The sequence below is a fragment of the Neobacillus driksii genome, assembly GCF_013409995.1.
GTDB lineage: Bacteria > Bacillota > Bacilli > Bacillales > Cytobacillaceae > Neobacillus > Neobacillus driksii.
This window is the reverse complement of sequence record NZ_JACCBX010000006.1, coordinates 398,180-416,293: the sequence shown is the minus strand read 5'-3', so window position 1 is coordinate 416,293 and position 18,114 is coordinate 398,180. Positions and strand designations below refer to the sequence as shown.

At 39.3% G+C, this 18,114-nt stretch carries 12 protein-coding genes; 1 reads left to right on the top strand and 11 read right to left on the bottom strand.

Annotation, left to right across the window (positions count from 1 at the left end):
* Positions 1–324: 324 nt before the first annotated feature.
* The 8 genes from kynA to F4694_RS16075 form a co-directional block, all read right to left on the bottom strand.
* Entirely contained in the window at positions 325–1,173 is an 849-nt protein-coding gene (gene kynA, locus F4694_RS16110; protein ID WP_179599717.1) for a tryptophan 2,3-dioxygenase, read from the bottom strand.
* 37 nt (positions 1,174–1,210) lie between these two features.
* A complete protein-coding gene (kynU, locus tag F4694_RS16105) occupies positions 1,211–2,482 on the bottom strand; it encodes a kynureninase (protein WP_179599715.1) in 1,272 nt (423 codons plus the stop codon).
* A gap of 93 nt (positions 2,483–2,575) precedes the next feature.
* Complete coding sequence (locus tag F4694_RS16100; RefSeq protein WP_179599713.1) at positions 2,576–2,821, bottom strand: hypothetical protein; 246 nt, start codon at positions 2,819–2,821, stop codon at positions 2,576–2,578.
* 373 nt (positions 2,822–3,194) lie between these two features.
* Positions 3,195–4,520 carry a branched-chain amino acid transport system II carrier protein gene (brnQ, locus tag F4694_RS16095; RefSeq protein WP_179599711.1) on the bottom strand — a complete coding sequence of 442 codons (1,326 nt, stop codon included), beginning with the start codon at positions 4,518–4,520 and terminating at the stop codon, positions 3,195–3,197.
* 43 nt (positions 4,521–4,563) lie between these two features.
* Entirely contained in the window at positions 4,564–5,523 is a 960-nt protein-coding gene (locus tag F4694_RS16090; RefSeq protein WP_179599709.1) for an AraC family transcriptional regulator, read from the bottom strand.
* Between the two features lie 140 nt (positions 5,524–5,663).
* Complete coding sequence (gene rhaD / locus F4694_RS16085; RefSeq protein WP_374757430.1) at positions 5,664–6,494, bottom strand: rhamnulose-1-phosphate aldolase; 831 nt, start codon at positions 6,492–6,494, stop codon at positions 5,664–5,666.
* Between the two features lie 291 nt (positions 6,495–6,785).
* A complete protein-coding gene (gene odhB, locus F4694_RS16080) occupies positions 6,786–8,036 on the bottom strand; it encodes a 2-oxoglutarate dehydrogenase complex dihydrolipoyllysine-residue succinyltransferase (RefSeq protein ID WP_179599707.1) in 1,251 nt (416 codons plus the stop codon).
* Between the two features lie 74 nt (positions 8,037–8,110).
* A complete protein-coding gene (locus F4694_RS16075) occupies positions 8,111–11,005 on the bottom strand; it encodes a 2-oxoglutarate dehydrogenase E1 component (protein ID WP_179599705.1) in 2,895 nt (964 codons plus the stop codon).
* Between the two features lie 166 nt (positions 11,006–11,171).
* Here F4694_RS16075 and F4694_RS16070 point away from each other — a divergent pair, with 166 nt between their 5' ends.
* On the top strand, positions 11,172–12,056 hold the full coding sequence (locus F4694_RS16070) for a LysR family transcriptional regulator (RefSeq protein ID WP_179599703.1): 885 nt from the start codon (positions 11,172–11,174) through the stop codon (positions 12,054–12,056).
* Between the two features lie 79 nt (positions 12,057–12,135).
* Here the strand turns inward: F4694_RS16070 and F4694_RS16065 are convergent, their stop codons facing one another.
* From F4694_RS16065 to F4694_RS16055, 3 genes are all read right to left on the bottom strand, one after another.
* Positions 12,136–13,251: an alpha/beta hydrolase gene (locus F4694_RS16065; RefSeq protein WP_179599701.1), complete on the bottom strand. Its 1,116-nt coding sequence runs from the start codon at positions 13,249–13,251 to the stop codon at positions 12,136–12,138.
* A gap of 129 nt (positions 13,252–13,380) precedes the next feature.
* Positions 13,381–16,224 carry an alpha-L-rhamnosidase gene (locus F4694_RS16060; RefSeq protein ID WP_179599699.1) on the bottom strand — a complete coding sequence of 948 codons (2,844 nt, stop codon included), beginning with the start codon at positions 16,222–16,224 and terminating at the stop codon, positions 13,381–13,383.
* Between the two features lie 158 nt (positions 16,225–16,382).
* The gene (locus tag F4694_RS16055; RefSeq protein WP_179599697.1) at positions 16,383–18,113 is read right to left on the bottom strand and encodes a glycoside hydrolase family 3 protein; all 1,731 of its coding nucleotides are present in this window, start codon (positions 18,111–18,113) and stop codon (positions 16,383–16,385) included.
* Position 18,114 lies beyond the last annotated feature (1 nt).

Sequence of the window (18,114 nt, the reverse complement as noted above, 5' to 3'; positions counted from 1 at the left end):
CGTACGCCCTGCCGGAAGGATTTGTCCTTAATAAGGGGGCTTGAGGACAAATCGTACGCCCTGCCGGAAGGATTTGTCCTTAATAAGGGGGCTTGGGGACAAATCGTACGCCCTGCCGGAAGGATTTGTCCTTAATAAGGGGGCTTGAGGACAAATCGTACGCCCTGCCGGAAGGGATTCGTCCTTAATCTGGGGGCTTTCAGGACGCATTATACGTGCTACCTATATTAGGAAAAATCTGTGAACTTTTAAAGTTAAAAAAGATAATGGCTGTCTAGACTTTCTAGACAGCCATTATCCACCATTAAATGGTGGAATTTATTTCTATAACTTGGTTCTTATGCTCCAAAGTTCCGGAAAAAAGTGTTGGTCTAGAACCCTTTTTAAATAAGTTACACCCGATGATCCCCCTGTACCCTGTTTATGACCAATGATTCTTTCTACCGTAGTCATATGATTGAATCGCCATATTTGCTGTTGATGGCCAATATCTACTAACTTCTCAGCTAGCTCGTATAAGTCCCAATATTGGTCAACATTCCGGTAGACTGTCAGCCATGCTTCTTCGACACTGAGATTGGGTTCATAGTTTTTTGATAAATCACGATTTAAGACCTCATCATCAACATGAATTCCGCGAGCTACAAGTGCTTGGATAGCGGCATCATAAATGCTTGGTTTATGCAGTGCATGGTGCATTTTTTTATATAGTTCTTGTTGATGCTGATAGACTGATAGTGTTTGAGCATTTTTATTACCTAATGCAAATTCTATCAAGCGGTTCTGATAAGACTGAAAACCGGAGGATTGCCCTAATTTATCCCTGAACTCCAGGTATTCAGAAGGTGTTAAGGTAGAAAGAACACTCCATGATTGAATTAATTGCTGCTGGATTCTCGAAACACGCGACAGAATTTTAAAGGATGGTTCTAAGTCGTTCTGGCGAATAAACTGGATTGCCTCCGTTACTTCATGAAGTATCAATTTCATCCATAGTTCACTCGTTTGATGGATAATAATAAATAACATTTCATCATGGTGATCAGAAAGCCGGTGCTGACTAGACAAGATTTTATCAAGATGAAGGTAATCTCCGTAAGACATTGCTTTTTGGAAATCTGTTTGAATACTTTTTTCTAATTCTAGTTTCCTGTTTTCATCGGGTGATTTCATAGTTTGCTGACCCCCCACATTATGATATAATCAACCTTTATGCAACAACTTCACGTTCATTCTTAAACTTTTCGTACTGCTTTTCTACCATAATTTTCTTAAGTACCTGAACTGCAGTCCAAACCTCGCTATAACAGGTATAAAGGGCGACAGGAGCGAGACGAATAATATTTGGTGCTCGAAAATCAGGAATAATACCTTTTTCTTTCAATGCCTTACATATACGAGCAGCCTCGTTATGCTCAAGGCTCACATGACCTCCACGACGCAAATCTTCTTGAGGGTTGCCTACGTTAAATCCCATATCTGACAACTCTTGGTCCATCAATTCCATTAAAAACCGAGTTATCTTCAATGACTTTTCCCGAATATTTTCTATCCGTGCCTCAGTAAAAATTTCTAACGCACCCAGTAAAGGTGCTAGACTTAAAATATGTGGAGTCCCAATTTGAAAGGCACCCGCAGATTCCGCTGGCGTTAACGTATGTTCCATATCAAATTGTTTTTCCTTCTTAGAACCAAACCATCCAGCAAGGCCAGGAGCACTTCCAAAGTGTTTCTTATTTACATACAATCCTCCTACACTACCTGGTCCACCATTTAAATGCTTGTAATTACACCAATAGGCAAAATCAACACCCCATTCACTAAACGAATGTGGAATGGCACCAACGGAATGACAACCATCAAAACCAATAAGGATCCCTCTTTTATTGGCCTCACCTGTTAGTCTGTTCATGCCTAAGATTTGACCGCTTCGATAGAGTACTGTTGGCAGAATAATCAGTGCAATTTCATCGGTCATAGCCTCAATAATATCCGCTTCTTCTAAGAGACGTCCATCCCGGCTTTTTACACGAACAAGATGGGTATCTGGGTCAAAGCCATGAATTCGAAGCTGACTTTGAAGCGCATAAATGTCAGATGGAAAAGTCAATTCATCCGCAAGAATTTTTGACTTTTTCCCCGACGGCTTATAAAAAGTAGCGACAAGCTGATGTAAATTTACGGTTGTCGAACCGGTTACAATGACTTCGTCAACTTCGGCTCCAACTAGCGGCGCCATCATCTCTCCCAATCTTTCTGATAAAAAAAACCATGGATGCTCCCCTCTCGTCCAGCCATCAATTCCATGTTCCTTCCAATCATTTAAAGATTCTAAAAGGGTTCGTTCTGCTCTTTTGGATAGCAGTCCTAATGAATTTCCATCCAGATAAATGGTATTTGGTTTTATGTAAAATTCTTCTCGAAATCTAGATAGGCTGTCGTCTCTGTCTAATTGCTTTGCGTCCTTTTCGGTCAAAACCATACTCACCCACTCCTAACTGTATCGTCTCTCTCATTCTATTATACTCTGCTGGAAATTAGAAACAGCCGCTCTAATAACTAAAGCGGCTTACCTTTATTCAAGAACAAGAAAATATTGAATTTGATTAGGCGAAATAGGTGTAATCGCATGAATCCGATAGCCGATACTTAGTAATTGTGATAGTGTTTCTGCACAATTTTCGCGCGGAGGTTCAGTTGGTGCATGGTAGCTTTTAAATAAATCAATGAATTGATTATTCAATGTACAATGAAGCAAGACCACGTGTCTCCCCGTCCAAGCCTGCCCAATCATGGGTTGTACTTGTCTTATCCTTCTCATGATATGACATCCTTACATATTGATACAATAGTCTATGTTTTACTTACCGGGTGCGTACTATTTAATGAAATAGTTTTTTAAATCAAGATGGTTTCTAGTCCCCTTATAAGGACCATTTTTTCTTTTCCAACTAAGTTTTGGGCTTCATGAACCCTTCATGAGGACCGCTTTTTCTTTTCCAGCTCTGTTTTGGGCTTCATGAACCCTTCATGAGGACCGCTTTTTCTTTTCCAGCTCTGGTTTGGGCTTCATGAACCCTTCATGGGGACTGTTTTTTCTTTTCTAGCTCAATTTTGGGCTCCATGAAACCCTCCATCAATTAGTACTAATAAACGAGAAACCATATAAATCGGTTCTCGTTTTTCAAAAAATACTATGGAGTTGTTCTCGTTACAGATGAAGCACCTTTTACCTTTCCCAATAGATAGCCAACAATTAAGCCCAATACAGCAGGGGTTAGCCATCCGATTCCCTCGATATAGAAAGGAAGAATTTCTAATCCCTCACTCCATACGTTATTTAGTAATGATTTATTAATGGTGTCCAAAATACTGTATAGAGCCACAAAGCCTACCACAGTGATGTATATATAGGAATTTCTTTTAATCATATCATCAAAGAGTCCCAAAAAGATAAGTACAATGGCAATCGGGTAGATCATGCCAAGGATGGGCACTGAAATTTGCAGGATCTGAGTTAGTCCTAAATTCGCAATTGCAGTACTTAGAACAGCTAAGATAACGACCCATGCTTTATAAGCTACTTTTGGGATGGCAGTGGAGAAGAACTGGCTGCATGATGTAATTAAACCAATGGACACACAAAAACACGCCAACGTAAACACGATTCCTAATAGCAGTGTTCCGCTTTGTCCAAACAGGTAAGTCATAATGTTGGACAAAATGATGGCACCATTTTCAGCTTGTCCTAAAGAAGAACTACCAGCTCCTAAATATCCTAAGATAAGATAAATCACGGCTAATAACAACCCAGCACCCAATCCTGCGTACATCATATAACGTGATTTCTTTTTTGAATCGATTACTCCCTGTGCAGTCAGCGTGTTAGCAATTACAATACCAAATGCCAAGGCTGCCAAAGCATCCATTGTTAAATAACCTTCTAAAATCCCTTGGAACATTGGATTCTCTCGATAATTCCCGATCGGTGATTCAAATGAACCAATCGGATCAAATAAGCTCCTTACAAAAATAATCGCAATGAGTGCTAATAGTATAGGAGTCAACAATTTCCCGAAAAGACTAATCAGTTTTGAAGGATACATACTTAACCAAGCGGCTAATCCAAAAAAGACAATCGTATAGATCAATAAAGAGCCCGAACTCTCAACCAAATTTTCTGGCAAAAAAGGTGCTGCACCCATTTCAAACGCCAGGCTTCCTGCACGAGGAATCGCAAGTCCCGGACCGATTGCAATATAAATTAAAAATGGAAAAATGAGTGCAAAAATAGGGTGAACTCTAAGATTCAGCTCATTTAAACTACCTGCCTTTGCTACGGCAATTACACCTAAAATCGGCAGTCCAACAGCCGACACGATAAAACCAGCCAGAGCAGCCCATAAATGATCACCTGCCGATTGACCAAGGAATGGAGGGAAAATAAGATTTCCAGCACCAAAAAACATTGAAAACAACATAAAACTAATAAAGACCACTTGTTTTGCAGAAAAATTCATGATGTGATATCTCCTTATGGTGTAAAAATATTATTGTATTATATCATTTATTCATTCTGAATTCTTTAGGAGTTCTTCCATATTTCTCTTTAAAAATTCGATAAAAATAACTAATGTTATCATAGCCAACCTGCTCAACAATTAAAGCAATTGGCAAGTCGCTGCCTTGTAATAATTCTTTCGCCTTCTCCAGCCTTCTCTCTTGGAGAAGCTCTTTAAAAGTTCGAGAAGTTGCCTTTTTAATGGTTTTACTTAGACCATAATGTGATTGGTTTAACTGCTCTGCTAATTCATATAAAGAGGCTTCCTTGTAGTGTTCCTCAATATATTTAAGTGATTCCACCACCAAATAGTGAGTGATGGACGCTTCTTCTTTTCTTTCTACTCGATCAGAATTCTTTATTAACTCTATCATAAATAGCCCCATATAAAGCTTGATGGCAGACTCTGAAAAAGTGGTCGGAAACATGATTTCATGGATTATTTTTCCTATCAATTCCTGTATAGCTTCTACTTCAGAAACTTTGAAATACAGAAATTGCCCATTCTGTGTATTATTGTAGAGGCTGCTCAACAAAAAATCGCTGACAATATTTTCAGAACTTAAATAGGAAAAAATAAAATCAAAGAAAGCAGGACGAATAATGAAGTTAATAACAATATCTTCTCTGTCACATGCTTTAATTTCATGTTCAATATGTTGATTTAAGAGCAGCAGCTCACCTTTTTTTAAAGTAATCTGCCTTCCTCCAACTGTCTGCTGCAATTCTCCATTATAAACATAATTGACCTCAATGTAATCATGTTTATGTAAGGGGAAATCCACAAATCTTGTATGCTTCCGAACCATAATCATCTTATCTTTACTTAAGAATTTTTCACTCTCAATAATAAAATTCGTCTTGCTTGTGTAGAGATCCTTACTTACGTTCGTTTGCTGTTCAAGAATATCTTTTTCTTCATCTGTAAGTTGTAAAAGTTCGTTTAGTATTTCCTGGTTCACTCTTTTCACCTATTTCCTGTTTCACAAAGTGCTTTTTTATAAGATATAATCATACCATTTCCCTGTATTGATTAGAACAAAAAAAAGTATGCCCCTTTTACAGGAACACACCTTAAAAATTACCTGGTATTAAATAGCGATTACAGATTCAAAATCCCTTTGCGTGGAACAACACCAAATGCGTCTGCAAGCTCTTGCAACTGAGCGTCGGTGATCGTTTGCTTTTTACCGCCTTGAGCACAAACAATAGTATAGACTTCAGCCGCTTTTTCAGCTGTTTCAATCAGACCAAAGGTTTCATCTAATGTGGTACCAGCACCAAAGATTCCATGATGTGGCCAAAGTACAAGACGGACATCCTCCATCTTTTCTGCAGTTGCTTCACCAATTGCATTTGTGCCTGGAACAATCCACGGAATAATTCCTACACCTTCAGGGAAAACAACAAGACATTCAGTGCACATTTCCCATAAGGTTTTTGTAAAATCTTCTTCCTTTAAACTATGTGTAAATGACATCGCAATTAGGTTTGTTGCGTGGCAGTGCATAATCACTCGATGGTTTTTATTAACGGCTAAGCGTTTCATATGGTTCATTAGGTGTGTTGGTAATTCACTTGTTGCTACTCCGCCATCTTCAAACCCCCAATGGATTTCATATCTTTTACCGTCCGCTGCAATACGAATGAGGCCTAAGTTATTTGCCGGGTTCCCTTTTACATTTTTAAAGTATTTTCCAGAACCTGTTACGATGAAATATCGACCAGCGAGTCCTGATGCGTCAAAATTCATCGGTACTGTTCTTTTAACTTGATCAACATTCAAGTACGGAAGAACTTCATATTCATTTAATAAATAACTGATATTGCCGCCATTCCGTTCATCCCAGCCTAAACGGTATAAATTAGAGGTCGTTTCCAACATTTCTTGTAAGAATGGTGCTGAATATATCGCATCTTTAATCATTGTCATACTCATGGTAACTCTCTCCTTATTTTTAAAATTTCATTTTAATATGTCAAATTATCAATGTATCATCTTCACACTGTAATATTAACCTGATTACCAATACAAATCAACATAAATAAAGAAATTATCGTTGTTTTATTTTTGTTTTGTTAACAATATCGCCACAAATTTAATTTGTTTAGTTTTGTTTTATTAAAATTTAGACATATTTATATTTATTTGTTTCTGTTTGCACAAAAAAACAGACCGCAAAACGGTCTGCTTTGGATAATAAGCAAATATGAGGATTTTGGTCTATCCTTCTAATAATAAAGAGTGCGGATCTTCTAACAATTCTTTTACTGCAGCAAGGAAACTAACTGCCTCTTTTCCATCTATAATTCGATGATCGTAAGAAAGAGCAATATACATCATCGGACGGTTTTCCATTCGTTCTTTATCAATTGCTACTGGTCTTAACTGGATCTTATGCATACCGAGTATCCCCACTTGCGGGCTATTTAAAATTGGCGTTGACATTAAAGAACCGAAAACACCGCCGTTGGTAATCGTAAATGTTCCACCTTGTAAATCCTTTAAAGTAAGGGCGTTATCACGGGCTTTTTTACCAAGATCACTGATTTCTTGTTCAATTTCAGCAAAGTTTTTATGGTTTGCATTTCGGACTACAGGTACAACCAGACCTTCCGGGGCAGCAACCGCAATACCGATATCGTAAAACTTCTTGATAATCAATTCATCGCCTTGAATTTCGGCATTTAAAAGAGGGAATTGCTTTAATGCTGAAACCACAGCTTTTGTAAAAAACGACATGAAACCAAGACGGACACCATGTTTTTCCAGAAAAGCATCCTTCCTCTGATTGCGTAAATCCATGATTGCAGACATGTCAACTTCGTTAAAGGTCGTCAACATTGCAGCAGTATGTTGAACTTCAACCAAGCGCTTCGCGATCGTTTGACGGCGGCGTGACATTTTGACACGTTCTACTGGTTTATCAAACTCTGAATCTATTTGTTGTACGGTTGGATTTTGACGTACATTTTCCACCTTTGGTTCTTCCTTTACATTAGCGGCACTCGTATGTGCTTTTACATCATCAGGTCTAATTCTGCCAAGGGGATCACGAGTGCTTACTTGGTTTAAATTGATTCCCAGTTCTCTTGCCAATTTTCTTGCAGCAGGTGAAGCAATCGGACGATCCGTTTTCGGAAGTTCTATCTCTTGATGCCCGCTTGGCTGGTCTAATGGTTCAATAGCAGTTTTTTCAGGAGCTGCCGCTGGAACAGCCGGAGTAACACCTTCAGCTGCGATCTCTTCGATAACAGCAATGACATCACCAACTTCTACCGTATCACCAGGTTCTTTTAATACTTTTGTAACAACACCGGAGTGTTCGGTATTTAATTCTATATTAACTTTGTCAGTTTCCAGTTCTACAACACTATCCCCTTTGGATACTCTATCACCTATATTAATGAGCCATTGAGAAATGGTTCCTTCTGAAATGGATTCTGCCAGTTCCGGTACTTTTATTTCTATCATGTGTCATATCCTCCTAGGAATTAGGTTAAGTCATTTTTCAAATTAGGATTTTTACTTAGTATTTCGGTAATGATTTATCTGTTTCTAGACGACTCTTTTTCTTGATTCTGAGTAACTACTATACTATCAGTATTCAACGCCTGTTCGATAATACGTTCCTGTTCTTTCTTATGAACTAATGGGTCACCGCCTGCGGTGCTTGATCGGTACTGACGCCCGATGTAACCGACAGTCAGGCTGCCTTCAGCAAGTTCATAAAGAGTTGGTGCAATATAATGCCATGCTCCCATATTCTTCGGTTCTTCCTGTACCCATACAATTTCCCTCAAGTTAGGATAACGGTTAATGTTGGTTTCCACATTTTCCTTCGGGAATGGATACAATTGTTCGACGCGCACAATGTGTATCTCGTCCAAATTTCTCTTTTCTTTATTTGAGTCGATTTCTACAGCTAGATCAATTGCTATCTTACCCGTCGTTAACACTAACCGTTTTACCTTTTCTGTCTCTTTACCTAGCTGTTCCTGTTCCATAACCGTTTGGAACTGTCCTTCGCTAAGATCTGCAGCAGGCGATGAGACCAAAGGATGACGAAGCAGGCTCTTAGGAGTCATTATAATTAATGGGCGAACATACTCAGTACCTAAAATCGATGCTTGACGACGCAAGATATGAAAATATTGGGCCGCACTTGTCAAATTAGCAACTGTCCAGTTATTTTCGGCTGCCAACTGTAAGAAACGTTCAGGTCGGGCACTTGAGTGCTCGGGACCTTGCCCTTCGTAACCGTGAGGCAATAAAAGGGTAAGCCCGGATTTTTGCCCCCATTTTGCTCTTGCCGACGAAACAAACTGATCAAAGAGGGGCTGCGCCGTGTTGGCGAAGTCGCCATATTGTGCTTCCCACATGACAAGTGTTTCAGGAGCAAATACGTTATAGCCATATTCAAATCCTACAACAGCAGCTTCCGACAGCGGGCTATTATGAACTCCAAACGAGGCCCGTGCTTGTGGAAGATTGTGTAAAGGTGAATACATTGCATTCGTTTCTGAATCGTGGAGCAAAATGTGACGCTGTGCAAACGTTCCACGTTCCGAATCTTGACCAGTTAAACGAATCGGCGTTCCTTCTCTTAACATGGCCGCGAATGCCAGCACTTCAGCAAGCGCCCATTCTACTTTTCCGTTCTCATCAAGTGCTGTTTCACGGCGCTCGAGAATCCGCTTTAATTTTGGATAAACATGAAAACCTTCCGGCCATTTCAATAGTTCACCGTTTAATTCGCGCAGAGTATCAAGCGGCACGCTTGTGTCCAAAGGTGGAATCCCTTTGGCAATAACCCCAGGAACCTCGACTTCGGCAGGAGATTTACCCTGCTTCTTCTCTGACACTTTGTCATATTCCGCTTGCAGCTTCACTTGGACGCTAAGGTTGATTTGCTCTACTTCTTTTGGGTCAAGAATGTCTTTCATTTGCAGCTGTTTGGAATACAATGCTCTTACAGTTGGATGGCTCGCAATTTTTTTGTACACCTGTGGCTGAGTAACTGCTGGATCATCCATTTCATTGTGGCCAAATCTTCGGTACCCGACTAAATCAATCACAAAATCCTTTTGAAAACGCGCTCGGTATTGATATGCAAGGCGAACAGCTGCCAGACATGCTTCTGGATCATCCGCATTTACATGTACAATTGGAATCTCAAATCCTTTTGCCAAATCACTCGAGTATCTCGTAGAACAAGAATCGTGGCTATCTGTCGTAAAGCCAACCATATTGTTTGCAATAATATGGATGGTTCCACCAGTTCGGTATCCTTTTAGTCCGCCCAAATTTAATGTTTCGGCAACAATTCCCTGGCCAGGAAATGCAGCATCACCATGAACCAAAATCGCAAATGCTTTTTTAACATCCTGCTCGGGGTATCCAGATTTCTGTCTATCCTCTTGTGCTGCTCTTGCAAACCCTTCGACCACGGGATTTACAAATTCAAGATGACTAGGATTATTGGCTAAGGTAATACGTGTACTAAAGGCATTAGGACCTTCAACAAAGCGATTGCGGCCTAAATGGTATTTCACATCTCCTGTCCATCCTTCACTAATGTCAACTAAATCTTCTGACGGACCTTGTTGTTTTGCGTAAGAGTGCTGAAACTCAGAGAAAATCTTGCTGTATGGTTTGTTTAATACATGCGCAAGAACACTTAAGCGACCGCGATGTGCCATTCCGATCAAGACGTTGCGTACTCCCTCACCGACACCTTCGCGCACCGCTTCATCCAGCATGGGCACAAGCATGTCAACACCTTCAATAGAGAATCTCTTTTGGCCGACAAAGGTTTTATGCAAGAATTGCTCAAATCCTTCAACCTCTGTCAAACTCTTTAATAGCTTCATTTGCTCTTCTTTTGATAAAGATCGCTGCAGTGAACCCGTCTCTACCATTTGAGTTAACCATTTTACTTCTTCGATATCATGAACGTGGTTAAATTCGAAAGCTATTGTAGAGGTATAAATATTCTTTAAATGATTCAAAGCATCCCACGCGTTTTGAATGCCTTCCGGAGCTTCCTCCCAAACCAATCTAGCTGGAATCGCTTTCAAATCATGCTCACTAACTCCATGTTTTTCAGTGTTGAAAAACTCATGTTCGTTTTGATTTTCTTCTAACGGATTTAATTTTGACACTAAATGTCCGTGAGAACGAATGTTTCCGAGCAGTTTTACCACTTTCATTATTTTTTCTATTTTTGTCAGATTATCAGGATAAATCTTTTCATGTTCGGTTCTTTCTTTCATGTAACCTGACTCAAAAGACAATGGTGACCCCCATTCAATAAAAAGCTTTTTTAATTCAGAATCAATAGTGTCTACACCGTTCGCGTACCGTTCATATTGTTCTATTACATAGCCTAGGTTAGGACCATTAAATCTTACCCATGGATTTGGTTGGTTCTCCACTCCCATTACAATACCCCCAAGTTTAAGTTGCTTTTATGTTAAGATTGGATGATTTAATGAAGTATTTATCAATTGCTTCAGTATTAGGATAATGTAATAATTGAAATAAAGAAAATGATAAAAAATTATATTTATTGATAAAAAAATATTATATCAGGCAGATGGGTGAACAATGGATTATCGTGATTGGGAAATTCTGAAGGAACTTTATCATCAAAAAAATCTAACTAAAACAGCTCGACTATTATTTCTGACTCAACCCGCATTAACGAATCGATTAAAGCATATGCAGGAAGAGCTGGGTGTTAAAATCATAACTCGTGAAAGCCGGGGAGTGCACTTCACCCCACAAGGAGAATATCTAGTCCATTGTGCCGAGGAAGCCCTTGCTCATTATCAAAGGGTAAAAGAAACTGTCAAAAATATGAGTAATAACGAAAGCAATGAAGTGGTCGGAACGTTGAAATTGGGGGTATCCAATTTTTTTGCGAATTATGAACTACCTTATATTTTGAAACTATTCAAACAGCAATATCCTCATGTGGAATTTAAGGTGGTAACGGGCTGGAGCAGGGACGTAACTCAATTAATCCATAATAAAGATGTCCATATTAGTTTTGTTCGTGGAGATTATGGTTGGAGAGGTTTATCGAAACATCAAATATTTGAGGAAACCATCTGTATTGCATCAAAAGATAAGATTAATATGACAGACCTTCCTCGTCTTCCTAGAATTGATTATAGAGGGGATTATTTATTAAAATCCGTCATCGATCACTGGTGGGCTGAAAATTACGCTGAAGAGCCTTTTATCAGTATAGAAGTTGACCAAGTTGATACGTGTAAAGAAATGGTCATAAATGGTTTAGGCTATGGCATCCTGTCGAGCAGGGTAGTGACTGGAATTGAAGACTTATACAAAATCAATCTATTAGATCTAGAAGGAACTCCTATTTTGCGAAGAACGTGGATGTATTATCATAAAGAGTCGTTGGAATGGAATGTGGTTAAGGCATTCGTACATTTCATCGGAAATTTTGATTGGAAAGAAAATTGATACGAACCCATATGCAAAGATTCAGACCAAATTGGTCTGAATCTTTTTCATCTTTAAAAGTTGTTCAACTAATCTTCTACTACAATTTCCTTATAGCATTTGCTATTTCAATACATAGGTCTTCTGCCTGAGGAACATGTCCTAACTTGTCAATAAATGCATGTGTCATACCCTTATAACGGATACACGTCGTATCAACCCCGGCCTCTTGTAACTGTTTTGCATAAAATTCTGTATGAATACGCAATCCGTCAAATTCTGCCCCAACTAAAATAGCTTTCGGTAGTTCAGTAAGCGATTTAGCTAGCATCGGACTAACGTAAGGATTATAAATATCTGACTCATTAGTAATATAAGCTCCCAAGAAGAGATTCTCTTCAGCTTTTGATGGTCTTCCAAGTGAAAGTAATCCATTTTTAATAATATCTTTATGCTCTTCAGATACCTCAAAGAATTCTTCGCTCCACTCATACCCCTCAACCTTAGCATCGGCCATTGTTACGGCTGGATAAATCAGTACTTGCATTGCAATCTTTGGTGTTCCTTCATCTTTTGCTTTTAAACTGACTGCTGCAGCATAATTTCCGCCTGCACTATCTCCAGCAACAGAAATTTTCTTAGGGTCAATACCATAGGCTTCTGCATGATCGTATACATGTTTGACTGCATAGTAATTATCATTTAATCCATTTGGAAATGGCTTTTCCGGTGCTAAAGAATAATCCACATTAAATACTACAGCATCAGCTAGCTCAGCAATTAATTTACAGAAGTTTTCTACTGTGTAGACACTTCCTCCAATCCAACCGCCTCCATGAAAAAAGACAAGAGCAGGTCGTTTCGGATTCTTTTCAGATTTCCTTGGATAGTACCTCCACAAACCAACTTTATTTCCACTATCGGTTATTTCTTCATATTTTGTATGTATTTCGACTGTATTTAAATTATAATTAGGAAACCCCATATTTTCCCTCATAATCGGAATTAACACTTCCATCGGCGGCATTTCTGTAGGTTCCTCGCCATTTGATCTTCCCGCCCAATGGTCTCCCATTAGGCTTAATTCCATCGGGTCTAGATATCCTGGTCTTTCTTCACCAGGACTTGGTTTTAGGATGACCGGAATTCCGTTATTTTCAATAATAGAAGTACCTTTTTGAAGCTTTTCAATGTCAATTGCATCATACTTTCGCATTTTCAGTTCTCCTTTGAGAATTTTTGTATGTTTCTTGTATTCTATTTTTCTATAAATACTCCTTCTATTACTTGCTTTGAGATTTCAAAAAGGGGGAAAGAGTTATTCCTCAATCCCCATAAATACCTACTATGAAACGATTACTTTAATTTTCTTTAGCTGATTATCCAACTCGTCTAGGGCTTCATTGGAAATTGGCAGGAACGGCATATGTGACAACTCTCTTAATGATTGATGACCTAATTTAGCAATCATATCCTGCGGTAAAGCTGCAACTTGAGGGACAGTCTCTGTCAAAACACTTTTGACTTCGTCATTGGATAGCAATTCACTAACTGCCAGCCGTGTACTGTAGTACTTTATATACTCTACTTCCGGGGTATACAAAAACTCCCATGTTCCACTGTTTATCTCAACATGTACCTTTTCACCTTGCTGCCCTGCAGTCACTTCTGCAGCTTTTAAAGAACTTCCATTCAATAGAACATTTTCAAGCTTTGCATCCGGCAATTCGACAGTAGCTGTAGCATTAAATGGAATGACAAATTTAAATGACAGTTGACCATCTTCCATCAGTTCCCACTGACTTTCGTATAAGCCTACTGCAGAATCTAACGAAGCCTTAGTATACTTTAATCGATAATCCGGCTGTGGCGCCAATCGAACACTTCTAAATCCTGGCTGGTCTTCAACAGGTTTAATACCTGCTACATTTCTATACATCCATTCGGCAATCGAACCATAAGCATAGTGGTTAAGGGAATTCATGTCTGTTCCACTAATCTTTCCGTCAGGTAATACGGAATTCCAACGTTCCCAAATGGTTGTTGCACCCATCGTTACAGCATACAACCAGCTCGGGTAATCTTTATTTAATAAAAGAGTATAAGCGATATCATTGTTTCCGGTCTCTGACAGTACTCTACACAAATAGGGTGTACCAACAAATCCTGTCTTTAAATGATTCTTATCTTTTTTCAATTTTTCACGTAAATCATTCGCAATTCTGTTTTTATGTTCTTCAGGAACAATATCCATAAATAAGGCAACAACGTATGCTGTCTGTGTGCTCAAAGCAAGACGACCAGTAGAAGTAATATATTCTGCTTGGATTGCAGCTCTAACTTCATTAGATAATTTTTCATATTCCTGCGCGATCTCATCCTTGCCAAGCACCCTGGCTGCCTTTGCAACGAGCATTGAGGAGTAACTGTAATAGGCTGAAGAGATAAATGCAGTTTCTGTACCACCCATAGGTGAACTTGGATCATCCCCGTCTAATGCAAGCCAGTCACCAAAATGGAATCCGGTCGTCCAAAGCCTTTTACCACCTGAAGCTTCATCAGCTCTTTTGATATAATCAACCCAGCCCTTCATACTATCGAATTGCTGTTCTAGAATGGCTTTATCTCCAAAGTGAAGGTAGGCAGTCCATGGTATAACTGTAGCTGCTTCTCCCCAAGCACTAGAACCGCCGCCTTTTACCGTTGTCATAGGGACAACCATGGGTACCATTCCACCTAAAGAGGACTGTTCCTGCGCGAGGTCATACCCGTATTTACTGAAGAAAGCATAGGTATCCATATTGAAAGATGCCGTTCCTGAAAACACCTGAGCATCCCCGGTCCACCCCATCCGTTCATCACGCTGTGGGCAGTCGGTTGGGACATCTAAGAAGTTACCTTTTTGACCCCATAATGCATTTAGGAATAAACGATTCACTAATGGATTACTCGTTTCAATGCTTCCGGTTTGGTCCATATCAGAATATAAGACACATCCTGTAAAATCAGCCTTATTAACATCGCCATTCCAGCCAGAAACTTTTACATATCTGAAGCCGTAATAAGTAAAATGCGGTCTTACGATAGCTTCTTCTCCATTTGATATGTATCTGTGTTCGGCTTTGGCTGTGCGTAGATTGTCTTGATAAAAATTGCCATCCTGCAGAAGTTCCGCATACTGTAAAACAATCTCTGTTCCTTTAGGTGCATCGGTCTTAAATTGAACCCATCCTACCATGTTTTGACCCATATCAAGTACAGTTTCTCCTGCTGGAGTGATGATCACTTCTATTGGCTTTAACTCTTCTTTTACGACTACAGGAAGGCTCAATCTTGCTTTTAATCTGTCATAACCCAAATCGATATCCTTTACATCATAGCAGGTTCCATCATCCAAGTTAGCATCGTATATTTCTCCATCGTATATACCGCTGAAGAGGATATCGCTCTTTCTTGCTTTCCAAGAGTCATCTGAATGAATAATGGTTACTGTCCCATCTGTATGCTTGATGTCGATTTCACACAAAAGGGCAAATTGATCACCGTAAACTTCCGTTTGTCCACCCTCGAAACCAAAACGACCTTTATATAATCCGTTACCAAGAGAAACCTCCAAAGAGTTTGGTCCTGATGTAAGCAGTGCAGTTATATCATAGGTCTGGTATTGAATCCATTTGTCATAGGCATTGAAAAGAGGGGTCAGGTATTCATCTCCAGCCTTTTTACCGTTAATCTCCATTTCATATAAACCTAGACCACAAACGTAGGCACGGGCAGAAGCAATTCCTTTTGTTAGTGTGAAGTCCTTGCTCAGGACCGGATGAACCTCCTTGTCTAAATCCGGGGTAATCCATTTGGCGTCCCAAGGCTCTGATAGCTTTGCGGTTTCAAACCAAGCGGGATCACTCGTCGCAACATCTCCATTATCACCCCAAACGGTGACACGCCAAAAATAACGAGTACATGGTTCTAAATCTATAGGCAACTCAAACGCAAGGCTGTCAATTTTCTCACTTTTGCCGCTATCAAAAACGATGTTCGAAAAATATTCATTAAGTGAAACTTGAATTTGTGCAGCTGTTTGTTTTTTAGCGGTTGTATCATAAGCTACATAAGATAAACGTGGTTTTCCTAAATCAAATCCCAGAGGATTTGTGATACGGTTCGATTTCAAATTTTTAATTTTCATGTTTTTATGATCCTCTCAATTAGTAATAATCATATTTTATTTAATTTTAGCAAACGCTTTTATTTAATTTAATATCGAAATGAAAGATGAACAGTGCTCGAATCAAAGATAATAATAGGAGTAGCACTCCATCCTAAAAATGGAGTGCTTATTCTAATTTACAATCTAGTATCCCATTTCCCACAGAATGGGTCTACAGGACTTTTTCCATTAAATTTAGATTTTCCTAAGATTTTATCAACAACTGCCTCTACTACATATTCATTTGAAGAATAGGCATTGATATAGGTTTTTACCATAGGGACATCCTGCAGGTGATATGGGTTAGCGACTGAAATGAACAGTGTTGGAATATCTTTTACGAACCATGGAGCGTTCGCATTCAATGGCTGCTGCCAATTAATTCTAACAGTTGTTTGGTTACTAGCGGTTTCAAGGTTCGCAACGTATATTACAAGATCATATTTATCTTTGAATTCATTGACACTCATAAACAATTCTTGAAAATTAACCTGCTTGTTATTGTAGAGCTCAACTTGGAATCCAGCTTTTTCAAGAGAGTAAACAAACGGCTGGGTCACCGAACCACTTTCCTTAAGCCCTCCTCCTTGATCACCTAATACGTATAAACGAGCCCTTTTGTATTTTTCTGCACTAATAGGGAGTAATTTTTGTGTATCTTTTACTAAGGTTACGGACTGGTCTGCACATTCTCTTGCCCAAACTTTATGTTCTTCACATTGTAAGACAGATAATTCCTCTTCACCCGGTACTAATGTGCCCTGTTCTTTTTGTAGATGCAGACCTAGAGATGCTTTAAGAGCCAGGACCCTCGTAACGGCTTCGTCCACCCTTTCTAAGGATAAAATTCCCGTTTCTATTCCCTTCATCATAAACTCATAATCTTCCTTAATATTACGATTGAAAAGGAACATATCACAGCCTGAAGCAATCGCCTTTGGAACCGCAAATTCTCTTCTCTCTGATACGGTGAATCCTAGCATAGGAGAGGCATCGGTAACAATCAAACCATTAAAGCCTAGTTTTTCTCTTAGTAAGCCATTGAGTAATTCAGGCGCAAGTGTAGCGGGCATGATTTGTTCATCTTCAATGCCTGGCAATAGGCTTCTCGAATATTCAGGGAGCATAATATGTCCTGCCATAATTGATTTCGCTCCACTATCAATCATTTCCTGGTATACCATACCAAATGACTGGTCCCATTCTTCGGGAGATAGAGTATTCACAGATGGTAAAAGATGCTGATCTCGGTCATCTACCCCATCTCCTGGAAAGTGCTTTATGCTAGCAGCGAGCCCACTTTCATGAATACCTTTCATATACGATTTAGCCATACGTGCTACTAATTTTGGATCAGAACCGAACGTTCTGACATTGGTAATTGGATTTCGATAATTCATGTCAATATCAACAATCGGCGCAAACGCCCAGTTACAACCTGCTGCACGACCTTCACGGCCAGCTACTACACCTAGCTTATAAGCCATTTCTTCATTTTCCGTTGCAGCTACCTGCATTTGTTTTCCGAAATAGGTGCCATCCGTTGCGATACCATTTCCACCTGCTTCCAGGTTAGCGGATATTAATAATGGTACTGGTGAAATCTCCTGTAACAAGCGATGTGTTTCTTGTATTTTTGCACCAGTATTTGGACGGTACATAATGCCGCCAGGATGATATTTCTCAATAAACGTTTCTAAATCTTCCTTCTTATCCGAACTTCCAATGGGACAAAATAATTGCCCTACTTTTTCATGTAAGCTCATAGAGTCAAGGGTTTCTTCTACCCACTGAATATCTTTATCGTTTAGAAGAAATGGAGTGTTTTTTAAGTGTTCTAGCTTGTCATTAACATTTACCTTAATCATG